Origin of the sequence: Vibrio sp. 99-8-1, assembly GCF_013114595.1 — a bacterium.
Lineage (GTDB): Bacteria > Pseudomonadota > Gammaproteobacteria > Enterobacterales > Vibrionaceae > Vibrio.
This window is the reverse complement of the sequence record NZ_VTXE01000019.1, coordinates 19,644-40,442: the sequence shown is the minus strand read 5'-3', so window position 1 is coordinate 40,442 and position 20,799 is coordinate 19,644. Positions and strand designations below refer to the sequence as shown.

General features: G+C 41.2%; 22 protein-coding genes. 13 read left to right on the top strand and 9 right to left on the bottom strand.

Features of this window, described 5'->3' with window-relative positions:
* Positions 1-36: 36 nt before the first annotated feature.
* A complete protein-coding gene (locus tag F0227_RS12310) occupies positions 37-903 on the bottom strand; it encodes a YicC/YloC family endoribonuclease (RefSeq protein ID WP_171753506.1) in 867 nt (288 codons plus the stop codon).
* Between the two features lie 175 nt (positions 904-1,078).
* On the opposite strand from F0227_RS12310, the gene rph reads away from it, so the two are divergent.
* Together rph and pyrE are read left to right on the top strand one after the other, a co-directional pair.
* Positions 1,079-1,795 carry a ribonuclease PH gene (gene rph / locus F0227_RS12305; RefSeq protein WP_171753505.1) on the top strand — a complete coding sequence of 239 codons (717 nt, stop codon included), beginning with the start codon at positions 1,079-1,081 and terminating at the stop codon, positions 1,793-1,795.
* An 86-nt stretch (positions 1,796-1,881) separates the two neighbouring features.
* A complete protein-coding gene (gene pyrE, locus F0227_RS12300) occupies positions 1,882-2,523 on the top strand; it encodes an orotate phosphoribosyltransferase (RefSeq protein WP_171753504.1) in 642 nt (213 codons plus the stop codon).
* Between the two features lie 118 nt (positions 2,524-2,641).
* Here the strand turns inward: pyrE and lpxL are convergent, their stop codons facing one another.
* From lpxL to coaBC, 4 genes are all read right to left on the bottom strand, one after another.
* Positions 2,642-3,586, bottom strand: coding sequence for an LpxL/LpxP family Kdo(2)-lipid IV(A) lauroyl/palmitoleoyl acyltransferase (gene lpxL, locus F0227_RS12295; RefSeq protein WP_171753503.1), 945 nt, complete (start codon positions 3,584-3,586; stop codon positions 2,642-2,644).
* A 12-nt stretch (positions 3,587-3,598) separates the two neighbouring features.
* Positions 3,599-4,189, bottom strand: coding sequence for a nucleoid occlusion factor SlmA (slmA, locus tag F0227_RS12290; protein ID WP_171753502.1), 591 nt, complete (start codon positions 4,187-4,189; stop codon positions 3,599-3,601).
* Positions 4,190-4,687: 498 nt separating this feature from the next.
* Positions 4,688-5,143: a dUTP diphosphatase gene (gene dut, locus F0227_RS12285; RefSeq protein ID WP_171753501.1), complete on the bottom strand. Its 456-nt coding sequence runs from the start codon at positions 5,141-5,143 to the stop codon at positions 4,688-4,690.
* Between the two features lie 96 nt (positions 5,144-5,239).
* Positions 5,240-6,442 carry a bifunctional phosphopantothenoylcysteine decarboxylase/phosphopantothenate--cysteine ligase CoaBC gene (coaBC, locus tag F0227_RS12280; RefSeq protein WP_171753500.1) on the bottom strand — a complete coding sequence of 401 codons (1,203 nt, stop codon included), beginning with the start codon at positions 6,440-6,442 and terminating at the stop codon, positions 5,240-5,242.
* Positions 6,443-6,724: 282 nt separating this feature from the next.
* Here coaBC and radC point away from each other — a divergent pair, with 282 nt between their 5' ends.
* The 6 genes from radC (at position 6,725) to F0227_RS12250 (ending at position 11,800) form a co-directional block, all read left to right on the top strand.
* Positions 6,725-7,399 (top strand): DNA repair protein RadC, encoded by a 675-nt coding sequence (radC, locus tag F0227_RS12275; RefSeq protein WP_171753499.1) that lies wholly within the window; start codon positions 6,725-6,727, stop codon positions 7,397-7,399.
* Positions 7,400-7,816: 417 nt separating this feature from the next.
* Positions 7,817-8,053, top strand: a complete 237-nt coding sequence (rpmB, locus tag F0227_RS12270; RefSeq protein ID WP_004728407.1) for a 50S ribosomal protein L28 — start codon at positions 7,817-7,819, stop codon at positions 8,051-8,053.
* A 13-nt stretch (positions 8,054-8,066) separates the two neighbouring features.
* Positions 8,067-8,234 (top strand): 50S ribosomal protein L33, encoded by a 168-nt coding sequence (rpmG, locus tag F0227_RS12265; protein ID WP_084884015.1) that lies wholly within the window; start codon positions 8,067-8,069, stop codon positions 8,232-8,234.
* A gap of 243 nt (positions 8,235-8,477) precedes the next feature.
* Positions 8,478-8,948: a hypothetical protein gene (locus F0227_RS12260; protein WP_171753498.1), complete on the top strand. Its 471-nt coding sequence runs from the start codon at positions 8,478-8,480 to the stop codon at positions 8,946-8,948.
* Positions 8,949-8,995: 47 nt separating this feature from the next.
* On the top strand, positions 8,996-9,811 hold the full coding sequence (gene mutM, locus F0227_RS12255) for a bifunctional DNA-formamidopyrimidine glycosylase/DNA-(apurinic or apyrimidinic site) lyase (protein WP_171753497.1): 816 nt from the start codon (positions 8,996-8,998) through the stop codon (positions 9,809-9,811).
* Positions 9,812-9,823: 12 nt separating this feature from the next.
* Positions 9,824-11,800, top strand: a complete 1,977-nt coding sequence (locus tag F0227_RS12250) for an LTA synthase family protein (RefSeq protein ID WP_171753496.1) — start codon at positions 9,824-9,826, stop codon at positions 11,798-11,800.
* Here F0227_RS12250 and coaD read toward each other — a convergent pair whose 3' ends face one another.
* Entirely contained in the window at positions 11,801-12,325 is a 525-nt protein-coding gene (gene coaD, locus F0227_RS12245; protein WP_171753495.1) for a pantetheine-phosphate adenylyltransferase, read from the bottom strand.
* A 168-nt stretch (positions 12,326-12,493) separates the two neighbouring features.
* Here coaD and F0227_RS12240 point away from each other — a divergent pair, with 168 nt between their 5' ends.
* Positions 12,494-13,528, top strand: coding sequence for a glycosyltransferase family 9 protein (locus F0227_RS12240; RefSeq protein WP_171753494.1), 1,035 nt, complete (start codon positions 12,494-12,496; stop codon positions 13,526-13,528).
* Here F0227_RS12240 and F0227_RS12235 read toward each other — a convergent pair.
* Complete coding sequence (locus tag F0227_RS12235; protein WP_171753493.1) at positions 13,497-14,291, bottom strand: glycosyltransferase family 2 protein; 795 nt, start codon at positions 14,289-14,291, stop codon at positions 13,497-13,499. The genes F0227_RS12240 and F0227_RS12235 overlap by 32 nt on opposite strands.
* Complete coding sequence (locus F0227_RS12230; RefSeq protein ID WP_171753492.1) at positions 14,281-15,339, bottom strand: glycosyltransferase family 9 protein; 1,059 nt, start codon at positions 15,337-15,339, stop codon at positions 14,281-14,283. The genes F0227_RS12235 and F0227_RS12230 overlap by 11 nt, the downstream gene beginning before the upstream one ends.
* Positions 15,340-15,381: 42 nt before the next feature.
* Between F0227_RS12230 and F0227_RS12225 the strand changes: the two genes are divergently transcribed.
* The 3 genes from F0227_RS12225 to F0227_RS12215 all read left to right on the top strand — a co-directional run bounded on the left by F0227_RS12225 (position 15,382) and on the right by F0227_RS12215 (position 18,185).
* Complete coding sequence (locus F0227_RS12225; RefSeq protein WP_171753491.1) at positions 15,382-15,537, top strand: hypothetical protein; 156 nt, start codon at positions 15,382-15,384, stop codon at positions 15,535-15,537.
* A gap of 20 nt (positions 15,538-15,557) precedes the next feature.
* Positions 15,558-16,265 (top strand): 3-deoxy-D-manno-octulosonic acid kinase, encoded by a 708-nt coding sequence (locus F0227_RS12220; protein WP_171753490.1) that lies wholly within the window; start codon positions 15,558-15,560, stop codon positions 16,263-16,265.
* A 66-nt stretch (positions 16,266-16,331) separates the two neighbouring features.
* A complete protein-coding gene (locus tag F0227_RS12215) occupies positions 16,332-18,185 on the top strand; it encodes a DUF3413 domain-containing protein (RefSeq protein WP_171753489.1) in 1,854 nt (617 codons plus the stop codon).
* A 3-nt stretch (positions 18,186-18,188) separates the two neighbouring features.
* Here F0227_RS12215 and F0227_RS12210 read toward each other — a convergent pair whose 3' ends face one another.
* A complete protein-coding gene (locus F0227_RS12210) occupies positions 18,189-19,352 on the bottom strand; it encodes a glycosyltransferase (RefSeq protein ID WP_171753488.1) in 1,164 nt (387 codons plus the stop codon).
* Positions 19,353-19,600: 248 nt separating this feature from the next.
* Between F0227_RS12210 and F0227_RS12205 the strand changes: the two genes are divergently transcribed.
* Entirely contained in the window at positions 19,601-20,791 is a 1,191-nt protein-coding gene (locus tag F0227_RS12205; RefSeq protein ID WP_171753487.1) for a UDP-N-acetylglucosamine 4,6-dehydratase, read from the top strand.
* The last annotated feature ends 8 nt before the right edge of the window (positions 20,792-20,799 follow it).

The following is a 20,799-nucleotide window of genomic DNA, read 5'->3' as shown; positions in this document are numbered from 1 at the left end:
AAAATTAAGGGCTCTGGCGAATAATGTCATTTGAACTTATTCTATATTCTGGATCTGCTCGCGCATTTGCTCGATCAATACTTTCAACTCGACACCTGACGCGGTGATATCTGTGCTGATGGATTTCGATGCCAGTGTATTAGACTCACGATTGAACTCTTGCATCATAAAGTCTAGGCGGCGTCCAACAGCCCCACCTTTGTTAAGAATGTTTTTGGTTTCTTTAACATGGGAGTCTAGACGGTCTAGCTCTTCTGCTACATCCACTTTTTGCGCCAGTAAGATCAGCTCTTGCTCAACTCGGTTGGCTTCAAGCTCTATTTTTGCATCTTCAAACTTGCTGATTAGACGCTCTCGTTGCCACTCTAATATTTCCGGCATGCGAGAACGAACGTTTATTGCTTCTGATGTGATGGCGTCTAAGCGCTGTTCGATCAGTTCACGCATGTTGGAACCTTCGCGAGCACGAGCATCAATAAAGTCTTTAATGGCGTCTTCAAAAGCAGACAATAACTCTTTGTTAATGGAGTCCATGTCTTGCTCTGGGGTTTCCATTACACCCGGCCATTGCATTACTTGAAATGGATTAATGCGGTTAGATTCACCTGTCATGGATGAGATTTGATTGGCGGCATTGATCACCTGCTGAGCAAGTGATTCATTGATAGTAAGCTCCCCTTTCGCGGCTGGGTTTGCTTCAAATCTCAAGTGGCATTCAACTTTTCCACGAGCCAGACGTTTGCGAAATCGCTCTCTTAGAATGGGCTCTAAGCTACGAAACTGTTCTGGAAGGCGAAAGTAAGTCTCTAGATAGCGCTGATTTACAGAGCGAATTTCCCAGATTGCACTTCCCCAGTCACCTTTCACTTCTTTTCGGGCATAAGCCGTCATGCTGTAGATCATTGAATTACCTTTTGGATTTACTTGGGTTGAATAGATGAAAATGTTGCGGCAATGGTAGCACAGAAGACAGGGTTGCGTTACTTCCAAGACGGAATCTTTTGGGGATAGGAAGACGAAGGTATTTCTTATATAATCCGGCAGAAAATGAAATCCATTACATACAGGTGATTTACCAATGCGTCCAAATGACAGAAGTCCTGAACAGGTTCGTCCGATTAAAATGACTCGTAACTTTACAGCTTATGCTGAAGGTTCAGTGCTGGTTGAGTTTGGTAATACAAAAGTGCTTTGTAATGCCACCGTTGAAGAAAATGTGCCGCGTTGGCTGAAAGGGCAAGGTAAGGGTTGGGTAACTGCAGAGTATGGCATGTTACCAAGAGCAACTCACACTCGTAACCGACGTGAAGCGGCCAGTGGTAAGCAAGGGGGCCGTACAATGGAGATTCAACGTTTGATCGCTCGTAGCTTGCGTGCCGTGGTTGATTTAGAAGCTATGGGTGAGATCATGGTGACGGTTGATTGTGATGTTATTCAGGCTGACGGTGGTACGCGTACTGCTTCTATTTCTGGTGCTAGTGTAGCAATGGCGGATGCGCTTAATGGTTTGGTTGCTAAAGGCAAACTAAAAAGTAACCCAATGAAGGGGCACGTTGCGGCTGTTTCTGTTGGTATGGTTGCAAATGAAGCGCTGTGCGATCTGGAATATGTAGAAGACTCCGCAGCGGATACCGATATGAACGTAGTGATGACGGAAGAAGGGAAAATGATTGAAGTTCAAGGTACTGCCGAAGGCGAACCCTTTAGTCATGAAGAACTTTTAGAATTATTGGCTCTGGCTAAGCAGGGCATCAGCGATATTGTGGAGATTCAGAAATCCACTTTAGCTGACTGAGATAATAGCTCCTTTTAAGGGGCTATTTTTTTGTCTTTTTTTCCTGTGATGGGAAACAATGTAAGCAATTGATAGAGAGAGAAACAATGAAAGCATATCAGCGAGAGTTTATAGAGTTTGCTCTTGAAAAAGGTGTATTAAAGTTTGGCGAGTTTACCCTAAAGTCTGGACGAACAAGCCCCTATTTTTTTAATGCTGGTTTGTTTAATACTGGGGGCGACTTAGCTCGATTAGGGCGCTTTTACGCTGCGGCTTTGGCTGACTCTGGTATTCAGTACGATGTGTTATTTGGTCCAGCATATAAAGGCATCCCCATTGCAACAACGACAGCCGTGGCGTTAGCGGATCATCATAATGTTGATACGCCATACTGTTTTAATCGTAAAGAAGCGAAGAACCATGGCGAAGGGGGCAGTTTAGTGGGTGCACCGCTGGTCGGGAACATAATGTTGGTTGACGATGTGATTACCGCAGGAACGGCGATTCGTGAATCAATGGAGATCATTAAAGCGAGTGGTGCCAATCTTGCGGGTGTGCTGGTGGCGATTGATCGTCAAGAGAAAGGGCAAGGTGAGTTGTCTGCTATTCAAGAAGTTGAGCGAGACTTCGCCTGCCAAATTATCTCTATCGTTAGCCTTAGCGATATTATTGCCTATTTGGAAAACGAAGAAGGTAATGCTCAACAGCTAGCAAAAGTGAAAGCCTACAGAGAAGCATTTGGCGTATAAAAGTCAGCAGTTATGAATGAGAATTAAGGGGCAAATAGTGCCCCTTAATAAATGCAGTTACTGTCTAAAAATAGAGATGATGTTGACTGTTTCACCTCCCTCCCCAAAAAAATGGACGTCATTTATACAGCGTATCTTTAGGGATATTAATATCTTCCATTGTTTTAAAACGCTTGTGTAGCCACATCCACTGTTCAGGTGCTTTGAGGATGGTTTTTTCTACGTGCTGATTGACGAATATCGCCGCCGCGTATTCATCTTTTTGTGGATACTGTTCATGAACGGATTTCTCGGCGATTAAGTCATATTTACCCTGATTATTTCTAAAGCCGGATACAAAAGATACTGCGCATTGCCCTGTATAAGCTAAGATACTGGTGCCCGTAGTTGTACAGGCATTGTCGACCGCAAAAAAAGGAACAAAGACCGATTTACGTCTACCATAATCGTGATCTGGTAAATAGAAGATACGAGCGCCGTCGCGTAGTGCACGAATCATCCCTTTAACATCTTTCCTATCAATGGCTTGGTTTCCACCATGGGTTCGTCCCCAGTGCTGTATAAAATTATAAGCAGGATTATTGTGAGGTCGATAAACGCCATAACCTTGTAGGTTGACGGTAGAAAACGCTCTGGCGGTAATTTCTAGATTAAGCGCATGAACAGCACAAACCAGTACGCCTTTTTTATTTTGATCGAACTGATAAAGTTCTTCTAGGTCGCCAAAACTAAGCAGCCGCTTAAAGCGCCACTCAGGCCAAAACCAAGCGATACCAGTTTCGATGAGCGCTAATCCGGTATTTTTGAAATTTTCGGTCACCATGGTGCTACGCTCTTGCTCTGACATGTCAGGAAAGGCAAGCTCTAAATTACGGTTAGCAATGAATACGCGTTTTTTACTGAACTTCATTCCCCATTGGCCTAACTTTCTGCCAATGAAATAAAGCAGCTTGTATGGAAGAACATTCACAAATAGCGCTAAAATGGCAAAGCCAATCCATACTCCCCAATATTTGGGGTAAATAAGTGAGAGGCTGAATGTTGGCTTGTATAGATCTTTCATTACTGTCTGAGCCTATTGAATTTGTGCGCTGAGTAATGCCCAATACTCTTCAAAGTTTTCAGTTGGCTGATACTTAAAGTCAGAACGAACAAATCGGTTTAAACTGCCTTCAACCTGGCCAAGTAGCTGAGCCGCTAGAATACCTTCATCAACAGGAAATGACTTTCCTTCTCGGATTTTTCGCTCACGTAATATTTGTCGAAGTTGAGTTTCGATTCTTTCAAACAGTTGGTTGATACGGGTACGTAATCGTTCGTTTTCAAACATCAAGGCGTGACCGGACAAAATTCGGGTTAAGCCAGGGTTCATCTCAGCAAAAGCCAAAATTAATTGTAGAACCATACGAATTCTTTGCAGAGTATCTTTTTCGTCGTCGAGAATTCGATTTATTCGCGACATTAATGCATCTTCAATGAATTCAATAAGGCCTTCAAACATTCTAGCTTTGCTTGGAAAGTGCCTGTATAGAGCAGCTTCTGATACACCGACCTGTTTAGCCAGTTTTGCTGTGGTGATTCTGGATGCACCATCAGTTGACTCGAGCATGTGGGCAAGAGCCTGTAGAATCTCTTCACGACGGTTAGATTTGCGAGTACCAGTCATCTATTCGTTTCCTTTTGTTCATATTAGGGTCTGTTGACCTTTCGCGACTATTTTTGCAACAAACACTGCCCGAAGGGTTCATCTGAAAACGTCTTGAGCTGTGTTATGAGTCGTTTACATAGAAAAACTATGCTGCTCTCTTCATGCCTTGCTCAAACCGCTTTCAGATTAAACAAAATCTGTTCTCGAAAGATAAACAGACCCTAGGTACGCCAATAAAGATGTTAATCAAAGAGGAAATTGGCGACAATCGTTGTTGCAACATTCTAGCTGAGACTGGCGAGATATCGTAGTGTTTAGTTAGACGAAGTTAACAAAAATAAGCATTTAGAAAGAAGTTGGTGCTTGCTAACTAATTTTATCCACTGTGAGAAAGCATCACTTGAGTTAATAAGGAGAGAGCGATAGAGATGACAAATAAATTATCATCTCTGCTTGGAGCCTTGAGCAGACGCTAATGTGTTTTCGCTGAACAGGTTTGCTTAGTATTGGAATAAGTTACTGTTTACCGGAATGGCCAAAGCCGCCTTCGCCGCGTTCTGTTTCATCAAAGTCTGTAACAATATTGAATTCAGCTTGAACCACAGGAACAAAAACTAACTGAGCAATTCGATCGCCGGGCTCAATAACAAAAGTAGATGTACCTCGATTCCATACAGAGACCATCAGTTGTCCTTGGTAGTCGGAGTCGATTAAACCAACGAGGTTTCCTAATACAATTCCGTGCTTATGACCAAGGCCAGAGCGAGGCAATATCGTCGCAGCTAATGTAGGATCGGCAATATGGATTGCAAGCCCTGTTGGTACAAGGTGAGTTTCACCTGGCTCTACTGTTAGAGGCTGATCAAGACACGCTCTAAGATCCAAACCCGCGGAACCATCTGTTGCGTAGGCGGGTAGTGGGAATTGGTCGCCAATGCGAGTATCTAAGATTTTTAAATCAATTTTTTTCATAATAATTTTCGATCACAATAGTTTTTATAACGGACAAATAACAGCGAATTGAGAGCGATAGTCACAAGAAGATATATCGCTCACCTACTGAATACGTTATTGGCTTAGTTGAGCAATCTTGACCAGAATTTCATGGGCCAGCTTTTCTTTGCTATCTAAAGGTAGATTTGCTTCCCCGTCAGGCCAGTATAAATGCAAGGCATTGTTGTTGCTGTTAAAACCTTGGCCAGCGACGGACACATCATTGGCACAAATTAAATCCAAGTTCTTCTTTTGTAGTTTGCTACGAGCATACTGCTCCACTTGCTGAGTTTCTGCTGCGAAACCAACTGTAAATGGACGGTTGTCTGCTAGTGCGGCAACACTTGCCACAATATCAGGGTTTTTTATCATGCTGATAGACATAGAGTCGCTGTCATCTGTCTTTTTGATTTTTTGTTGTTCAATATTAGCAGGACGGTAATCAGCAACGGCAGCACAGGCGATAAATATGTCTGAAGCTACGCTATTTGCCATGACGGCATCATACATCTCTTGAGCGCTATCAACATTTATACAGTGCGTTTCATTTGGAACAGCAAGAGCAACAGGCCCGCTAACAATAGTCACCTCGGCACCTAATTGCTGAGCGGCTTTTGCCAGCGCATAGCCCATTTTTCCAGAACTGTGATTAGAGATGAAGCGAACAGGGTCGATAGCTTCACGAGTTGGGCCCGCGGTAATCAGTATTTTTTTGTTTTGCAGTAATTTAGGTTGAAAGAAAGCTTGGCAATGCTCCACAAGTTGCATCGGCTCTAGCATTCTGCCCATTCCTACATCACCACATGCTTGTTCACCAGCAGCAGGGCCCCAAATGTGCATTCCTCTGCGTTGCAATGTGGCGAGGTTCTCTTGTGTAGCAATATTACTGTACATCTGTTGGTTCATTGCCGGCGCTATGGCAATAGGTGCTTCCGTTGCCAAAACGGCGGTTGAAACTAAGTCATTCCCCATACCAGCCGAAATACGAGCAATAAGATCGGCGGTTGCTGGGGCAAGTAGAACAAGATCAGCCCATTTTCCTAGCTCTATATGGCCCATTGAAGCTTCTGCGGCAGGATCGAGCAAACTGTCCGATACTGGCCTGCCAGAGACGGCTTGCATGGTTAATGGAGTAATAAACTCTTTGGCTGCATTTGTCATCATTATCTGAACTTCAGCTCCTCGCTCTACAAGACGTCGAGTGAGCTCTGCGCATTTGTAAGCAGCAATGCCACCGCTAATACCTAACAGGATTTTTTTTCCAGATAATGATTGCATGTATTGTTCTCCTAAAATTCTGGCCAAACCATAGCATATTGTGATTGATAAAGTGCACCCGAATTGATGCAGATTTGAGGATATTGAAATGGAAATAAGGCATTTTCTTTCAATGGAGGCGCTACTTTTGCAAAAAATGAGCAACGGTCTCAAAAATATGTAATAGATGATACAGAGCATTCTTTATAGAGTTCTGTTAGTCGTATAACGAGGTTTTGTCGTTTGTGACCGTGAGGAAATGGCTCTCTTATTAAGCTGTATTGGTTCTATTAAGGAGAGGACATGAGCATTAAATTATTACCTAAGGAGTCTCGGCCACGAGAGAAACTACTAACTCGTGGTGTAAAAGCATTATCTGATGCTGAGTTGCTGGCCATATTTCTTCGTACGGGTATTAGGGGAAAAAATGCGATAGAGCTGGCTGAGTATCTGTTGGCAGAGTTTGGTTCATTAAAAAATCTGTTTACTAGTACGAAAGAGACTTTTTGTGCACACAAAGGGTTGGGAGAGGCAAAATATACCCAAATGCAGGCAGTACTAGAAATGGCTCAGCGTTATCTATTGGAAACCATTAAAAAGGGAGATACGTTAAATAGCTCTCTTTATACTAAACAGTATTTAACTAGCGTATTAAAAAATAGAGAGCGTGAGAGTTTTGTAATCTTATACCTTAACAATCAACATCAGGTTATAGGGGAAGAGATATTGTTTGAAGGAACAATCAACGCTGCAAGCATCTATCCAAGAGAGGTTGTGAAAGGCGCTCTAGCTCATAATGCTGCGGCAGTTATCTTGGCACACAATCACCCTTCAGGCATATCAGAGCCTAGCCAGTCAGATATTAGAGTAACGATTAGAATAAAAGAGGCGTTGATTTTGGTCGATATTAGAGTGTTAGACCATTTTATCATCGCAGAAGAGAGTGTCTTGTCATTTGCAGAGCAAGGTTTGATATAAAAAAATGACATTGAGGCGTAGTATTATTGAAATATAGATTAGAGAGAATAAAAGCTAACATGCTGACAAATAGCGTAAAAAATGATTAGCCTAACCCTATTTTTGTTTATAATCGGCCAGTTGTGACATATAACCTTGATAAAACCTATTTTTTCTAGTTGCCCTCCCTCTTAAATCTGCTATGATCCGCGCACTATTTTTGAACACAAATTCAGCTCTGTGTAAAAAAGATCACTAAATCCTGCAAAAAGGATCTGTCTGGGTATTGAGCAATGTACGTCAAGTTAGTATAATGCGCGACCTTTGATAGCCTTGTATGGATTTACCATAGGTTTTAACCTCATTTCTTGATGATTAGATAGAGAGGTTCGGCCACCAAGGTTGATATCGAGCTGAAACGATTTTGGAGAGACATTAATGTCCCGAGTATGCCAAGTAACTGGTAAGCGTCCAGTAACGGGTAATAACCGTTCACACGCACGAAATGCTACTAAGCGTCGTTTTCTGCCGAACCTACAAACTCATCGTTTCTGGGTAGAGAGCGAAAAACGTTTTGTTAAACTACGTCTAACTGCTAAAGGCATGCGTATTATTGATAAGAAAGGCATTGATGCTGTTCTTGTTGATATCCGTGCACGTGGCGAAAACGTTTAAGAGGAATTAAGCAATGGCTAAAGGCATTCGTGAGAAGATCAAACTTGTTTCTTCAGCAGGTACTGGTCACTTCTACACTACTGATAAAAACAAGCGTAACATGCCAGGAAAATTTGAGATCAAGAAATTTGATCCAGTTGTTCGTAAGCACGTTATGTACAAAGAAGCAAAAATCAAGTAATTGATTACTAGTTTCAAAAAGCCCAGCTCTTGTAGCTGGGTTTTTTTATGTCTGCAATTTTTGATATATTCTATACTCAAGTAACCTTGAAAGGGGATGCCATTCCTTCGATTATCTTTCTTGAACTGACCCTGTTGATGTAGCTCTGAATCCTGCATCTTGAGGTCACTTGAGTATATGACTTGGCAATAATGACTGGTATTCGTAATACTGGTTACTCATTGAGTAAAATAAGGAAATGCAATGAAGCTTTCTCGTCGTGGTTGGAATAACGTGCTGATGTTGGGCGTTATTATGTTTATGATCATTCTTAATATGCCAACCATTATTAAGAATCACCTCCTTGAACCGGAGCAGAATGAGTACCCATATTTGCTAAACCCGAATCAAACTGTTCAACAGATTCATTTTTCTCGTTGGTCGCTTTTACGGGAAGCGAGTGGCTGGAAAGCAACGGAGACACTTTCTATTCCTGAATTGGAGTTGGTACAGCGTTGGCAAAATTTAGTAGGAACAGCGGTAAGTGATGATACCTATCGTCAATTAAAACCAACGTTATCTAAGGCGAATACGATTGAAGTGTGGTACTTAGAAAAAGAAGAGCCTCAGCGAATTACTTATTATGAAACGCCAAAGTTTTGGTTGATGAAAAACTGGCAGCAAAACTGGATAGCCGTTTCTGTTGAACCAAGCTATCTTTTCCCTATTAATTAAATGCAATCAAGCCAAACTGCAAATATTGGCAAGCTTTGAGTGGATGTATGCCAGAATTACCTGAAGTTGAAGTGAGCAAAATGGGGATTACACCTCATATAAAAGATCAAACAATTGAAGAAATAATTGTACGTCAACCACAGTTACGTTGGCGCATTCCTGATGAACTTCAACTGCTAACAGGACAAAAAATCGTTGCTATTAAACGTCGAGCAAAATATTTGTTACTGGTTACCCCCATTGGTTCCATTATTGTTCATTTAGGAATGTCTGGCTCATTGCGGATATTAGATGGTGAACATGTCGCGGGTAAACATGATCATGTTGATCTGGTGCTTACCAATGGAAAACGGCTTAGATATAATGATCCGAGACGTTTTGGCAGCTGGTTGTGGCAGGACGCTGGTGAAGAGAGCCAGCTATTAAGTAGCTTGGGGCCAGAACCATTAAGTGACCAGTTTAGTTGTGACTATATGAGAGATAGAGCGCAAGGCAAAAGAGTTGCTATTAAACAGTTTATTATGGATAACAAAGTGGTGGTAGGTGTCGGTAATATATACGCAAGTGAGTCACTTTTCTCTGCAAGTATTCATCCATTAACGCAAGCGGGTAAATTAACGATAAACCAGTGGGATAAGTTGGTTTTTGAAATAAAGCAAGTGCTTACTACTGCAATAAAGCAGGGTGGAACGACGCTAAAAGACTTTAATCAGGTGGATGGCAAACCGGGTTATTTTGCTCAAGTATTACAGGTCTATGGTCGAGCTGGGGAGGCTTGTCCTAGATGTGCGAATGACATTCAGCAAATTAAGATAGGTCAAAGAAACAGCTATTTTTGTACAGATTGCCAACCAATAAAATAAAGTGCGATAACAATGAATTTTCAGAATAACTTTTTAAGGATCACTGTTTGGGTCCTTACGGCATTACTTATTTCAAGTGTAATTTTGACCACTGGCCGAGTGATTTTTTTGTTTCAACAAATTGATGTCACTATGCTTGGTGAACGATACTGGGATCTATGTCGAGCGTTATTTGTTGGTTTGCGATATGACTTAAAAGTGGCAACGATCGCTTTCGCGCCCCTTTATTTATTGGCCATCGTTGTAGCCGCATTTCCTGCGCTATTTAATTTTGTTAAGAAATGTCTACTTCCTTATGCCAGTATTATTTTCTTTCTGTTAACAGCATTTAGCATCGGGAATTATTACTACTATATTACTTTTGGTAACTATTTTGATGTGTTTGTTTTTGGACTGTTTGATGATGATACCAAAGCCGTATTAGAAAGTGCATGGAGTGATTACCCCATTGTATTTGCGCTACTTTTCACTGTAACTATTACTGTGGCTGCATCAAAACTTCTTCACAAGGTTATCGCCAGCAAGCGCTTTTTAGCGACGAAGTCATGGCACTGGTCAATGGTTTCCATTGCCGTTTTTGTGGCAATTTTAGTCTATGTCGGACTGGCCCGTGGTAGCTTTTCGACCTTACCCCTTAAACGTTATCACGCTAATGTCTCTGATTATGATGTACTAAATAAGGCGACTCCCAATGCATTTATGGCTCTAGATTGGGCGAGAGGCGACTATAAGGAACAAACCAAGTTTGAACCGATTGGTGCAGAGTTACTGACGACTCAAATGAACAAAGTGTTAGGGCAACCAACCCCTGAATACCACACGCCGACAAATGAATATCTTGAGAATAATAAACCTCATATAGTCATGACCTTAATGGAAGGGTTTGGCAGTAATGTTTTGCTAGAGGATGACGCGGAAAAGAATGATCTACTGGCTTCGCTTCGTCAGCCGTTTGAAGATGATTTTGTCTTTAAGCGTTTCTTAGCAAGTACCTCCGCAACCATTGATAGCATGATGATGATGCTATTTCATAGTAGTAACCCTTCCATTAGTCACTCTAGTGTGCAAAAAGTGGTTATGCCTGGCTCTGCAGTAATGCCTTATAAGCGGGCAGGGTATGAGGTTGTGTATATTACGCCAGGAAATGCGATGTGGCGTAATTTAGCCAATTACCTGCCCTTGCAGGGGTTTGATAAAATCGTTGATGAAAATACTCTTATTAGAACCTTCCCTGAAGCCAAAAAATACGCAGATACATGGGGAGTGCCTGATGAGTACGCTTTTAAATATGCCGAAAAAATATTAAACAGCAGTGATAAGCCGTTATTGATCTATATTCTTACTGTGACCAACCATTCACCGTTTAAGGCGCCAGAGAGTTATCAGGTTAAGCCGGTTGAGGTAAGTGAACGACTCAATCAGTTATTAGGACCTTTAAAGGAGCATGGAACTGCTCTTTTGAGTGCTTACCAATATGCAAATGACGCTTTTGGACAGTTTATAACGAATATTAAAGGTTCACCCTTAGCCAATAACACCTTAATCGCAGGGACGGGTGATCATAGAATGCGTTACTTGGATGGTACCTTGGCCAATGAGTTTGCCATTAATTACGCTGTTCCTTTCTATCTGTATGTGCCGCAGAAAATCTTACAGAATGTACCATTTCAATATGATAGCCAGCGTATTGGTTCTCATCGGGATATTTTCCCGACCTTGTATAATTTCAGTCTGTCTGATGCCAGTTATATCTCTTTAGGCGGTAACAACCTGCTTTCTACACAATCGATAGAAAGCTTTGGTTATAACGCGCAAAGGGTTATTAATGAGCAGGGTAGCTATGATGTATATCAGCCAGAAAAACTCTACCCATGGGCTGATGATCAGTGGCACAGTGAAGAGAGTGCGGTTGATAATCCAAACCCACAACAAGGCAAAGAGTACCGCAAGCTTCAAGACTACTATCTGCGTTGGCAGGTCGCTCAGTAATTACGACTCTTCTGTCTTTGTGATGGAAGAGTTTTTGGCGGTCTTGTTGCTAATGGCTAGCGCGACATTTTCTGGAACAAATTGCTTAATGTCGCCACCGTGAATGGCGACTTCTCTAACGATGGTTGACGATAAGAAGGCGTATTCTTCTGAAGGAGTAAGAAATACGCTCTCTAAAGTTGGCAGAAGTTTTCGATACATATTTGTTAGACCAAACTCATACTCAAAATCGATTGTGGTTCGAAGACCACGAATGAGTAAGTTGGCTTGTTCTCTTTCGGCAAAATCAACCAACAGCCCTGAGAAACCGACAACGGATATATTGTTGTGGCTGCTGATCGCGGTTTCTATTAGTTCTACTCGCTCTTCTAAGGTGAACATGGTTTTTTTGCTCGGGCTGGCAGCAACGCCTATGACCACATGATCAAACATTTTTGCAGCTCTTAAAATCAGGTCTAAATGCCCATTAGTAATAGGATCAAATGTACCAGGGTAGATCACTTTAGATGTGTGCTTATGTGTCATTTTATCGTTTCTTGTACTTAGAAGTGCATAACGATCATGCTAACAAATGCGCATAAAATTAACTATTTAATTTTGAGGCTCTATACAGGTACTATACGGGTCTATGTTGAATATAAATGATATCGGTAACGATACTTCTCTGATTAGTTTGTAAACTTGGTGCTATATATGCAAAAAATACTGGTAGTTCGTAATGATAAAATTGGCGACTTTATGTTGGCCTGGCCAAGCTTCGCCATGTTAAAAGAGTCGATGCCAGAGAGTCATATTACAGCTTTAGTTCCTCGTTATACCGCTGAACTTGCAAGGCAGTGCCCATGGATTGATGATGTGATTATTGATCCAACTAAATCCGCCGATAAGTCTGATTATAATGCACTGCTTCAAACAATAAAAAAGTGTCATTTTGACGCTGCAATTAATCTATTTTCTACTACGTATAATGCAATGCTTGTATGGCGAGCGGGTATTCCTTACCGTTTAGCTCCGGCTACCAAATTTGCGCAAATTTTCTATAACCATCGAGTTAAGCAAAGACGTTCTCAGTCCGCAAAACCTGAATATCAATATAATATGGACTTAATTCGAGTCTTTTTGTCGGATAACAATGTAGCAATTATTGAGCCGAGTGCGCCATATTTCCAGTTTGATGAAGATGCGTTGGCGGCACAGAAAACAAAGTTAGCTAAGCAGTTAGGGATTGACTCGAATCTACCTTGGGTATTTGTTCACTCTGGTACGGGAGGCTCTTCAAATGCCCTTGCTAATGAGCAATATCAGGCATTGATAAGTGGCTTAGATGGCGAGTTTGAGACGGTGTTAACTGCAGGGCCAGGTGAAGAGGAAAATGCGAGAAAACTTCTATCTCTGATCTCAGCACAAGGTGATCACTGTGTTGTGTATGATAAAAATGATGGTTTAGTGGATTTTTCCTGCTCTTTAGCTTGCGCCAGTTTGTTTATTGCGGGTTCTACTGGGCCTCTTCATATTTCTGCCGCACTGGATGTGCCTACTGTCGGCTTTTTCCCAGCAAAACGGTCTTCAACACCTTTGCGTTGGATGCCGATAAATTCAGCTGAACGTCATATTGCCTTTACTCCCCAAGGTGGTAAAAACCAAGAAGAGCAGAGCAATATGACCAGTATCGATATAGAACAGGTGTTAACGGATCTTAATCCTTGGGCTTGTCAGTATTTGTCCTAATCCATAAATCAGCGTATTTCACAAAAGTGGAGTGCGCAGAGAGGATGGAAAGCAACAAACCTTGTTTTCCATCTAAGAAACCTGCCTTGATGAAATACATTTTCACAAAACAACTTAATGCATGAGTGATACCCGTAAAAAGACTGCTTTTTTTACCACTTCTTTCTCGTTGATCTGCCCATGCCTTGGCATACCCTGCTGACTTCACAAGATAGTGGTGCAGATCATTATAAGTATAATGTATGGCATCCCCATTGAGCTCTTTGACTTGCATACTACTGTTTACCTGCACTTTTTCATGAACAAGGGCATCATCGTATTGGGTCAGTTGGGTAGGATATAGGCGTACAACTCTATCTGGATACCAACCACAATGTTTAATATAGCGTCCAAATACCCAGCTGAGTCGATTCATTCTGTAGACGGTATTTGGCTGGTTTTGAGTCACTGCAGATTCAATGCTTGCTTGTAGTTCTGGGGTAATTCGTTCATCTGCATCTAACCAGAGCACGTAGTCGGACTTTACGTATTGCTGGGCTAACTGCCGCTGAGGACCAAATCCCGGCCAATTTAGGTTAGTGAAAAATTTGTCGGTATAGTTGCGGGCAATTTGCTCAGTATTGTCAGTGCTTCCTGAATCAAGAATAACAATTTCATCAGCCCAGTTAGAAACGGTATCTAAGCAGCCGGCGAGGTTATCAGCTTCATTCTTTACAATTAAAGCCACCGCGACGGTGATTTTTTTATCGCTGCTATTTGGCATGGTTATCCTCGGTTTTTTCGATGGTGTTAAAGCGTTGTTGAACGTCTTCTAGAGAGATGGCATCCATTATGTGGCTGCCTTTTACTCTAGAGCTCCAAGAGAGATCTTCGAGCGGCTTATTGTATTGCTGTTGTGCAAATTGTTCATAGACACTGACAACATATTTTTGACTGTTATAAGGGCCAGTTCGTTTAGGGTTACTATGCCCATATAAACCGATTACGAGAGTATGTTGGGTAGTCGCGATATGTGCCGGGCCTGAGTCTGGTGCAAGTACAACATCAGCATATCTTAATATTGCAGTAAGTTGTTTTAAGGATGTTTTTCCTACTAGATCCAGCGCTGTGGAGTTCATGAGTGTTTGAATACGTTGTGAAAGTGCCAGTTCGCGCTCTGATGGCGATCCGCATAGCACGACTTGATAACCTTTACTCGTTACCCAGTCGGCAAACTGGGCGTATTTTTCAACTTGCCAGTTGCGTTCATCTTTGCTTGCTGCCGGGCTGATAACGACGGACGGCTTACCTTGTAGTACCTGTTTAGCGAAGAGAAGATGCTCTTGATCAATAGGCAACTGCCACTCGGGTTGGCTGCGAGGTACTCCTAAATAGTGAATGAAGGAGAAGAAGCTGTCCAAGACATGTTGAGAGTGGGTATCAGGTATTTTTCGATTGGTAAATAACCATTGACCTTCTTTAGCGCGTTCTCGATTAAAACCTACTTTGTAGTTTGCGCGAATGCCAAGGGTAACAATACTGGCTCTCAATGCTAGCTGCATATGAACAAGGGCATCGAAGCGTTGTCCTTTTAGTGCCTTCCAAACGGATTGGATACCAGTCCAGCCAGCTTTCTTGTCGAATATGATTAGCTCGACACCTTCTAATCCTTGAACTAATTGCGCCTCTACTTTGCCTATGATCCAGGTTACTTTAGTTTCAGGCCAATGTTTTTGCAAAGCTTGGACTGCGGCGATGGCATGGCATACGTCTCCAATTGCTGACAAGCGGAGAAAACAGACAGATTTAGGTGCTGAATTGAAAAGGGGCATGATTAGTTCCAGATTCGGTGTCTCAAGGATTATGCAGCGATAGTGTTGCAACTTCAAGATATTGACGGGTTAATACCAATGGGAAATAGCAACGTACTATTCAATAAAGATGGCATATTTGAGAATGTGAGTGATAACTGTAGAATGAAGCTTCTCAACTGGCAGGCGTCCATTATAGATGAACTGCCAATAGAATAGATAAATATACTGGTTTGATAATGAACGAAATTAAGCAGCCCAAATTACGTATTTGGTATGATGATAAGTTATTAGCTTCGGCTGTTGAGCAGAGTTTTGATATTGATTATTGGCATCATCAAGACCGTGTTATTGGTGCAGCACAGGGGCGAGGGACCACTTGGTTTATTCAGCTAGCTGGCATTCAAGCAGCGCTTCGTCATTATCGACGTGGTGGCTTGTTTGGCAAGATTGTGAGTGACCATTATCTGTTCTTTGGCTGGAAGAATAGCCGAGCGTATCGAGAGTTCCAATTGTTGGCTAAGCTTGCTGATGGTGGGGCTAATGTCCCTAAGCCTATTGCTGCTAGAGTAGTAAAACGGACATTTTGTTATCAAGCGGATCTGTTAAGTGAAAAAATCCCCAATACGGATGATTTAGTCTCGATATTGGAGAGAGAGCCTTTATCTAACATACTGTACCAATCAATAGGAAAGGAGATCAGAAAAATGCATGATCTGCAGGTTAATCACACTGATCTCAATATTCATAATATTCTGGTGGATAACAATAGTGTCGTTTGGTTGATTGATTTTGATAAATGTGGTGTTAAGGAGGGGGATTCTTGGAAAGAATCGAACCTTAGTCGATTAAAGCGGTCATTCTATAAAGAAAAAAATAAAAGAGATATTTGCTGGCAAGAGAGTGATTTTGAGCAACTGTTGATAGGTTACCACTCTGAAGAGTAACTTATTTTTGGATTGATCTTTTTGTGTCGTATGATTTTTTATTGATCAGGTTTCGTGGAGAAAACATTGAACAAGCTTTCGTTTAAACAGAAGTTACACTCTCATGGGTGGCTTATCCTTATTAATGCTTTGGTCGCCATGGCTATATCGAGTCGCTACTTTGCATTCTTGCCAGAGTTCCCTAGTGATATTCAGGCAATAGTGTTTATTTTTGCAGGTACGTTTAGCCAAATGGTATTGCTGTCTGCTGTGGTTGGGTTGATTAGCATTCCGTTTCTGTTTCTCCCCACTCGCAGTCGTAGGCTGGTGCAAAGTCTCATTGCCTCCATTGGTATCGCGGTTCTATTCATCGATACCATTGTGTTTGCTCAGTACCGTTTTCATATTAACTTTGTTGTGGTCAATATGATTTTATCTGGGCAGATTGTAAGCTTTCCACTGGTTACTTGGGCGATGGTGATTGGAGGTGTCGCGGCATTGTTAGTGAGTCAGTGGATGTTAGTACGCTGGCTAGATGGTCAACCAGTGATCACACAACATAAGCTTGGACGAAAGTTTGCATTTGTGACTTTTTTGGCTCTATTGGCGACAAATGGTATCCATATCTGGGCTGCTGCACACGCCTACCAGCCTGTTACGGTCGTTAAGCGATATCTGCCTCTTTTCCAGCCGGCTACTTCCAATAAATTGATGCGTAAGTACGGCTGGATTGATGAAGAAGCGTTAAAGCGCCAACAGTCGATGAAAATGGATCGAAAGAGCGATTTACACTACCCATTAAATCCTTTGCAAACTGAGCCAGTAGAAAAGCCAGTGAATATTCTTTGGTTGGTGGTGGACTCATGGCGCGCCGATACCTTTAATGCTGAGATTACCCCTAATACATGGGCAGTAGTAGAAGAACAAGATGGCATTATATTCAATAACCATATGTCGACGGGTAACTCGACTCGAACGGGTATTTTTGGTTTGTTTTATGGTGTTCCTGGTACTTATTGGCACGGCTTTCTGGCAAACCAAAAAGCACCGTTATTTATCGATAGGCTTCAGCAGCTAAATTATAATTTGGGCATTTTTTCTGCGGCCCAACTGAGATCGCCAGAGTTTGATAAAACGGTATTCACCAATGTGGCGGATTTACGAGTAGATGGCTCGGAAGGTGGCCGACCATCTGAGTTAGATATTGATTTAACCAATGATTGGTTAGCTTGGTATGATCAAAAAGATAAAACGAAACCGACCTTCTCGTTTTTATTTTATGATGCGCCCCATGGCTATGATTTTCCTGATGACTACCCAAATAAGTTCGAGCCTTATCTGAAAACCCTTAACTATCTAAAATTGAATAATGACACAGATACGACAGAGTTCTTTAATCGTTATAAAACCAGTGCTCACTTTGTTGATAGCCAGATGAAACGAGTGTTGGATAAGTTGAAGCAAAGCGGTGATCTCGATAATACGGTTGTAATCATCACTGGCGATCATGCTCAAGAATTGAATGATAATAAGCTGAATTTTTGGGGTCACAATAGTAATTTTACTGATGCCCAAATCAAGGTGCCTTTCGCTATATTTGGCCCGAAAATTAGCGCCAATAGCATGCTTTGGCCTGCGGATGCACTCACCAGTCATCAAGATGTTGTTCCTACATTTATGAAGAATTATCTTGGGGTAACGAGTGAGCTAGCAGATTACTCTGTTGGTGAAGACTTGCTAGCGTCACCAGTGAAACGAGATTGGACTCTATCTTCAAGTTATGGGGGTTATGCCGTGGTAAGCGATGAAAGCATTTTAGAAGTGAAGATTAGCGGTGCTTACCAACTGATGGACAAAACCAATAGAGAGATAAAAGGCGGAGAAATTAACTATAAGCAGCTAAACGATGCCTTAGAGCATGTAAGCCGCTTTAATAAGTAACGTTTAATACATCGATTTGGTGGCCACCTCTTCCCATTGACTGATAATGTTTGCGCGGTCAAAAGGTTTTAGGTGGTCATCAGTAATCATCGGTTTATTGGCTAACATTGAAGACATAGCAATAGTGATATCTTCAACAATATCATTCTCATCTCTGCCAGTAATGTCTATTAAGTACTTTTGTAATTCACCTGTAAGTATTTCACTTGGTCCGCTAGGGCAATTAGTGCTAACTACGGGGGTATTACAAGCTAATGCTTCAATCAGTACCATCCCCATCCCTTCATAATCTGATGTGAAGGATAAGAGTTCAGCATGGGCCATATAGGGGAGGGGGTTTTCAACAAATCCTTTAAATATTACGCGTTCTTCAATCCCTAAATTTTCTGCAAGCTGTTTTAGTTTCGGCTCTTCTGGTCCTTTACCTAATATAACCAAATATAACTGTTCATCATTCAATTGGCTAAATGCTCTTATAGTTCTTTCAATTCTTTTTCCAGGTGCGAGAGAAGATACAGAAATGATGTAATCATTTTTAATGAAAAAATCAGATAGTCTTCCGGTTGATAATTCTCTGATAGCAGCAATATCAACGGGGTTGTAAATAGTTTTAGTTCTTTTTGTTAGTGCAGGATAGAGCATATTCATTTCACGTGATACGCCCTCGGAAACACCAATGCATTGAATATCTTGGAATATTTTATTGATAGGGCGCAATGACTTAACCGTGCGATCAATAAAAACTTGTTTAGGGGAATTATGGAGAACAACACAAAGGTTTTGGTTTGAATAAAAAGAATAATGCTCCAAGAAGTAATAAATATTACCACATAATACAATATCAATATGATTTCTTTGGGTGAAATTTTTAACTAAAAAGTATTTTGTTGGAAAGGTAAACAGTTTTAATAAGTACTTTTTCCACTCATTAATACTCTCTATGACCTTGTATTTTTCTCTCAGTTTTTGCTTCTTCTTTTTTGCACTTTTGGTTGCTACATGTTTTTGAAAATGAGAGGTATCACCGACAACTTTAGGGGTTACATCTTTAATCGTGAAGGTTTTAAGGTGGTAAACCTTCACATCTTTATGTAGTGGGAATGCTATTCTATTTCGATCGATGATAATAGATACTTGATGTCCCTCTTCAACAAGATAGTTGCTCAAGTTGGTGGTGACTCGGCTTCCTCCCGAGGAAGTTAGGGATAGCGAGTGAAACAGAAAATGCATAAAATTATTAAATAATGGTTGTTGATGATGTTGATAATTATGTACGGAAAACTGGTGAAATACTAGCATGATAGGTTGAACTAGGACGGTTTACCGAATGATAGAACTAACTTTTTTAGTGTTATCCTTTCACCATTGATAGGCATGGTTTAAAATCTAGCAAACGAATTGAAGTAATTGAAACTATGAACGCATATTTGTCATTGATTGGTCGCTCTGATGCTCTGTTTGAAAAAGACATTAGTGATAACGAAAAAGCACTAAGAGCTGAGGTGTCAACATCTAAATTTTTGGTGTTAGGTGGTGCCGGCTCTATTGGCCAAGCTGTCACTAAAGAGATATTTAAACGTAACCCTCAAAAATTGCATGTTGTGGATATTAGTGAAAACAATATGGTTGAGCTGGTTCGAGATATTCGAAGTTCATTTGGCTATATTGGGGGAGATTTTCAAACGTTTGCATTAGATATTGGTTCTACCGAATATGATGCTTTCATCAAATCCGATGGTGAATATGACTATGTGCTGAACCTCTCAGCTCTAAAACATGTTCGCAGTGAAAAAGACCCATTCACTTTGATGCGTATGATCGATGTTAATGTTTTTAACACCGACAAAACCATTCAACAATCGATTCAGTCCGGTGTTAAAAAATATTTTTGTGTATCAACAGACAAAGCAGCCAACCCTGTCAATATGATGGGCGCATCGAAGCGTATTATGGAAATGTTCCTAATGCGTAAAAGTGAGCAGATAACCATCTCAACAGCTCGTTTCGCTAACGTTGCCTTTTCAGATGGCTCTTTATTGCATGGGTTTAATCAAAGACTACAGAAGAATCAACCTATTGTTGCTCCTAATGATATAAAGCGCTATTTCGTGACACCTCAAGAGTCAGGTGAGCTATGTTTAATGTCTTGTATTTTTGGTGAAAACAGAGACATTTTCTTTCCTAAGCTCAGCGAAGCTTTGCATTTAATCTCTTTTGCAGACATTGCGATAAAATACCTAAAGCAAAGAGGTTACCAGCCGTATTTGTGCTCATCGGAAGAAGAGGCGAGAGAGCTAGCGAAAACCTTGCCTGAGCAAGGCAAATGGCCCTGCCTATTTACCGCGAGTGATACGACAGGTGAAAAAGATTTCGAAGAATTTTTTACTGATAGTGAAGTATTGGATATGGAACGATTCCAAAACTTAGGCATTATCAAGAATGACCCTCTATATGACTCTCAATTACTTGCTTTATTTGAAAAGCAGATCGCTGATATGAAAGAGAACAAAGAGTGGACTAAAGAGCAGATTGTCGAGCTTTTCTTTAAGATGATTCCAGATTTTGGACATAAAGAAACGGGTAAATACTTAGACAGCAAAATGTAGTGAGAAGT

What these genes read in the sequence shown, in the direction of transcription:
- F0227_RS12310 (WP_171753506.1), bottom strand. Translation starts at nt 903, where the DNA reads ATGATCTACAGCATGACGGCTTATGCCCGAAAAGAAGTGAAAGGTGAC.
- rph (WP_171753505.1), top strand. Translation starts at nt 1,079, where the DNA reads ATGCGTCCAAATGACAGAAGTCCTGAACAGGTTCGTCCGATTAAAATG.
- pyrE (WP_171753504.1), top strand. Translation starts at nt 1,882, where the DNA reads ATGAAAGCATATCAGCGAGAGTTTATAGAGTTTGCTCTTGAAAAAGGT.
- lpxL (WP_171753503.1), bottom strand. Translation starts at nt 3,586, where the DNA reads ATGAAAGATCTATACAAGCCAACATTCAGCCTCTCACTTATTTACCCC.
- slmA (WP_171753502.1), bottom strand. Translation starts at nt 4,189, where the DNA reads ATGACTGGTACTCGCAAATCTAACCGTCGTGAAGAGATTCTACAGGCT.
- dut (WP_171753501.1), bottom strand. Translation starts at nt 5,143, where the DNA reads ATGAAAAAAATTGATTTAAAAATCTTAGATACTCGCATTGGCGACCAA.
- coaBC (WP_171753500.1), bottom strand. Translation starts at nt 6,442, where the DNA reads ATGCAATCATTATCTGGAAAAAAAATCCTGTTAGGTATTAGCGGTGGC.
- radC (WP_171753499.1), top strand. Translation starts at nt 6,725, where the DNA reads ATGAGCATTAAATTATTACCTAAGGAGTCTCGGCCACGAGAGAAACTA.
- rpmB (WP_004728407.1), top strand. Translation starts at nt 7,817, where the DNA reads ATGTCCCGAGTATGCCAAGTAACTGGTAAGCGTCCAGTAACGGGTAAT.
- rpmG (WP_084884015.1), top strand. Translation starts at nt 8,067, where the DNA reads ATGGCTAAAGGCATTCGTGAGAAGATCAAACTTGTTTCTTCAGCAGGT.
- F0227_RS12260 (WP_171753498.1), top strand. Translation starts at nt 8,478, where the DNA reads ATGAAGCTTTCTCGTCGTGGTTGGAATAACGTGCTGATGTTGGGCGTT.
- mutM (WP_171753497.1), top strand. Translation starts at nt 8,996, where the DNA reads ATGCCAGAATTACCTGAAGTTGAAGTGAGCAAAATGGGGATTACACCT.
- F0227_RS12250 (WP_171753496.1), top strand. Translation starts at nt 9,824, where the DNA reads ATGAATTTTCAGAATAACTTTTTAAGGATCACTGTTTGGGTCCTTACG.
- coaD (WP_171753495.1), bottom strand. Translation starts at nt 12,325, where the DNA reads ATGACACATAAGCACACATCTAAAGTGATCTACCCTGGTACATTTGAT.
- F0227_RS12240 (WP_171753494.1), top strand. Translation starts at nt 12,494, where the DNA reads ATGCAAAAAATACTGGTAGTTCGTAATGATAAAATTGGCGACTTTATG.
- F0227_RS12235 (WP_171753493.1), bottom strand. Translation starts at nt 14,291, where the DNA reads ATGCCAAATAGCAGCGATAAAAAAATCACCGTCGCGGTGGCTTTAATT.
- F0227_RS12230 (WP_171753492.1), bottom strand. Translation starts at nt 15,339, where the DNA reads ATGCCCCTTTTCAATTCAGCACCTAAATCTGTCTGTTTTCTCCGCTTG.
- F0227_RS12220 (WP_171753490.1), top strand. Translation starts at nt 15,558, where the DNA reads ATGAACGAAATTAAGCAGCCCAAATTACGTATTTGGTATGATGATAAG.
- F0227_RS12205 (WP_171753487.1), top strand. Translation starts at nt 19,601, where the DNA reads ATGAACGCATATTTGTCATTGATTGGTCGCTCTGATGCTCTGTTTGAA.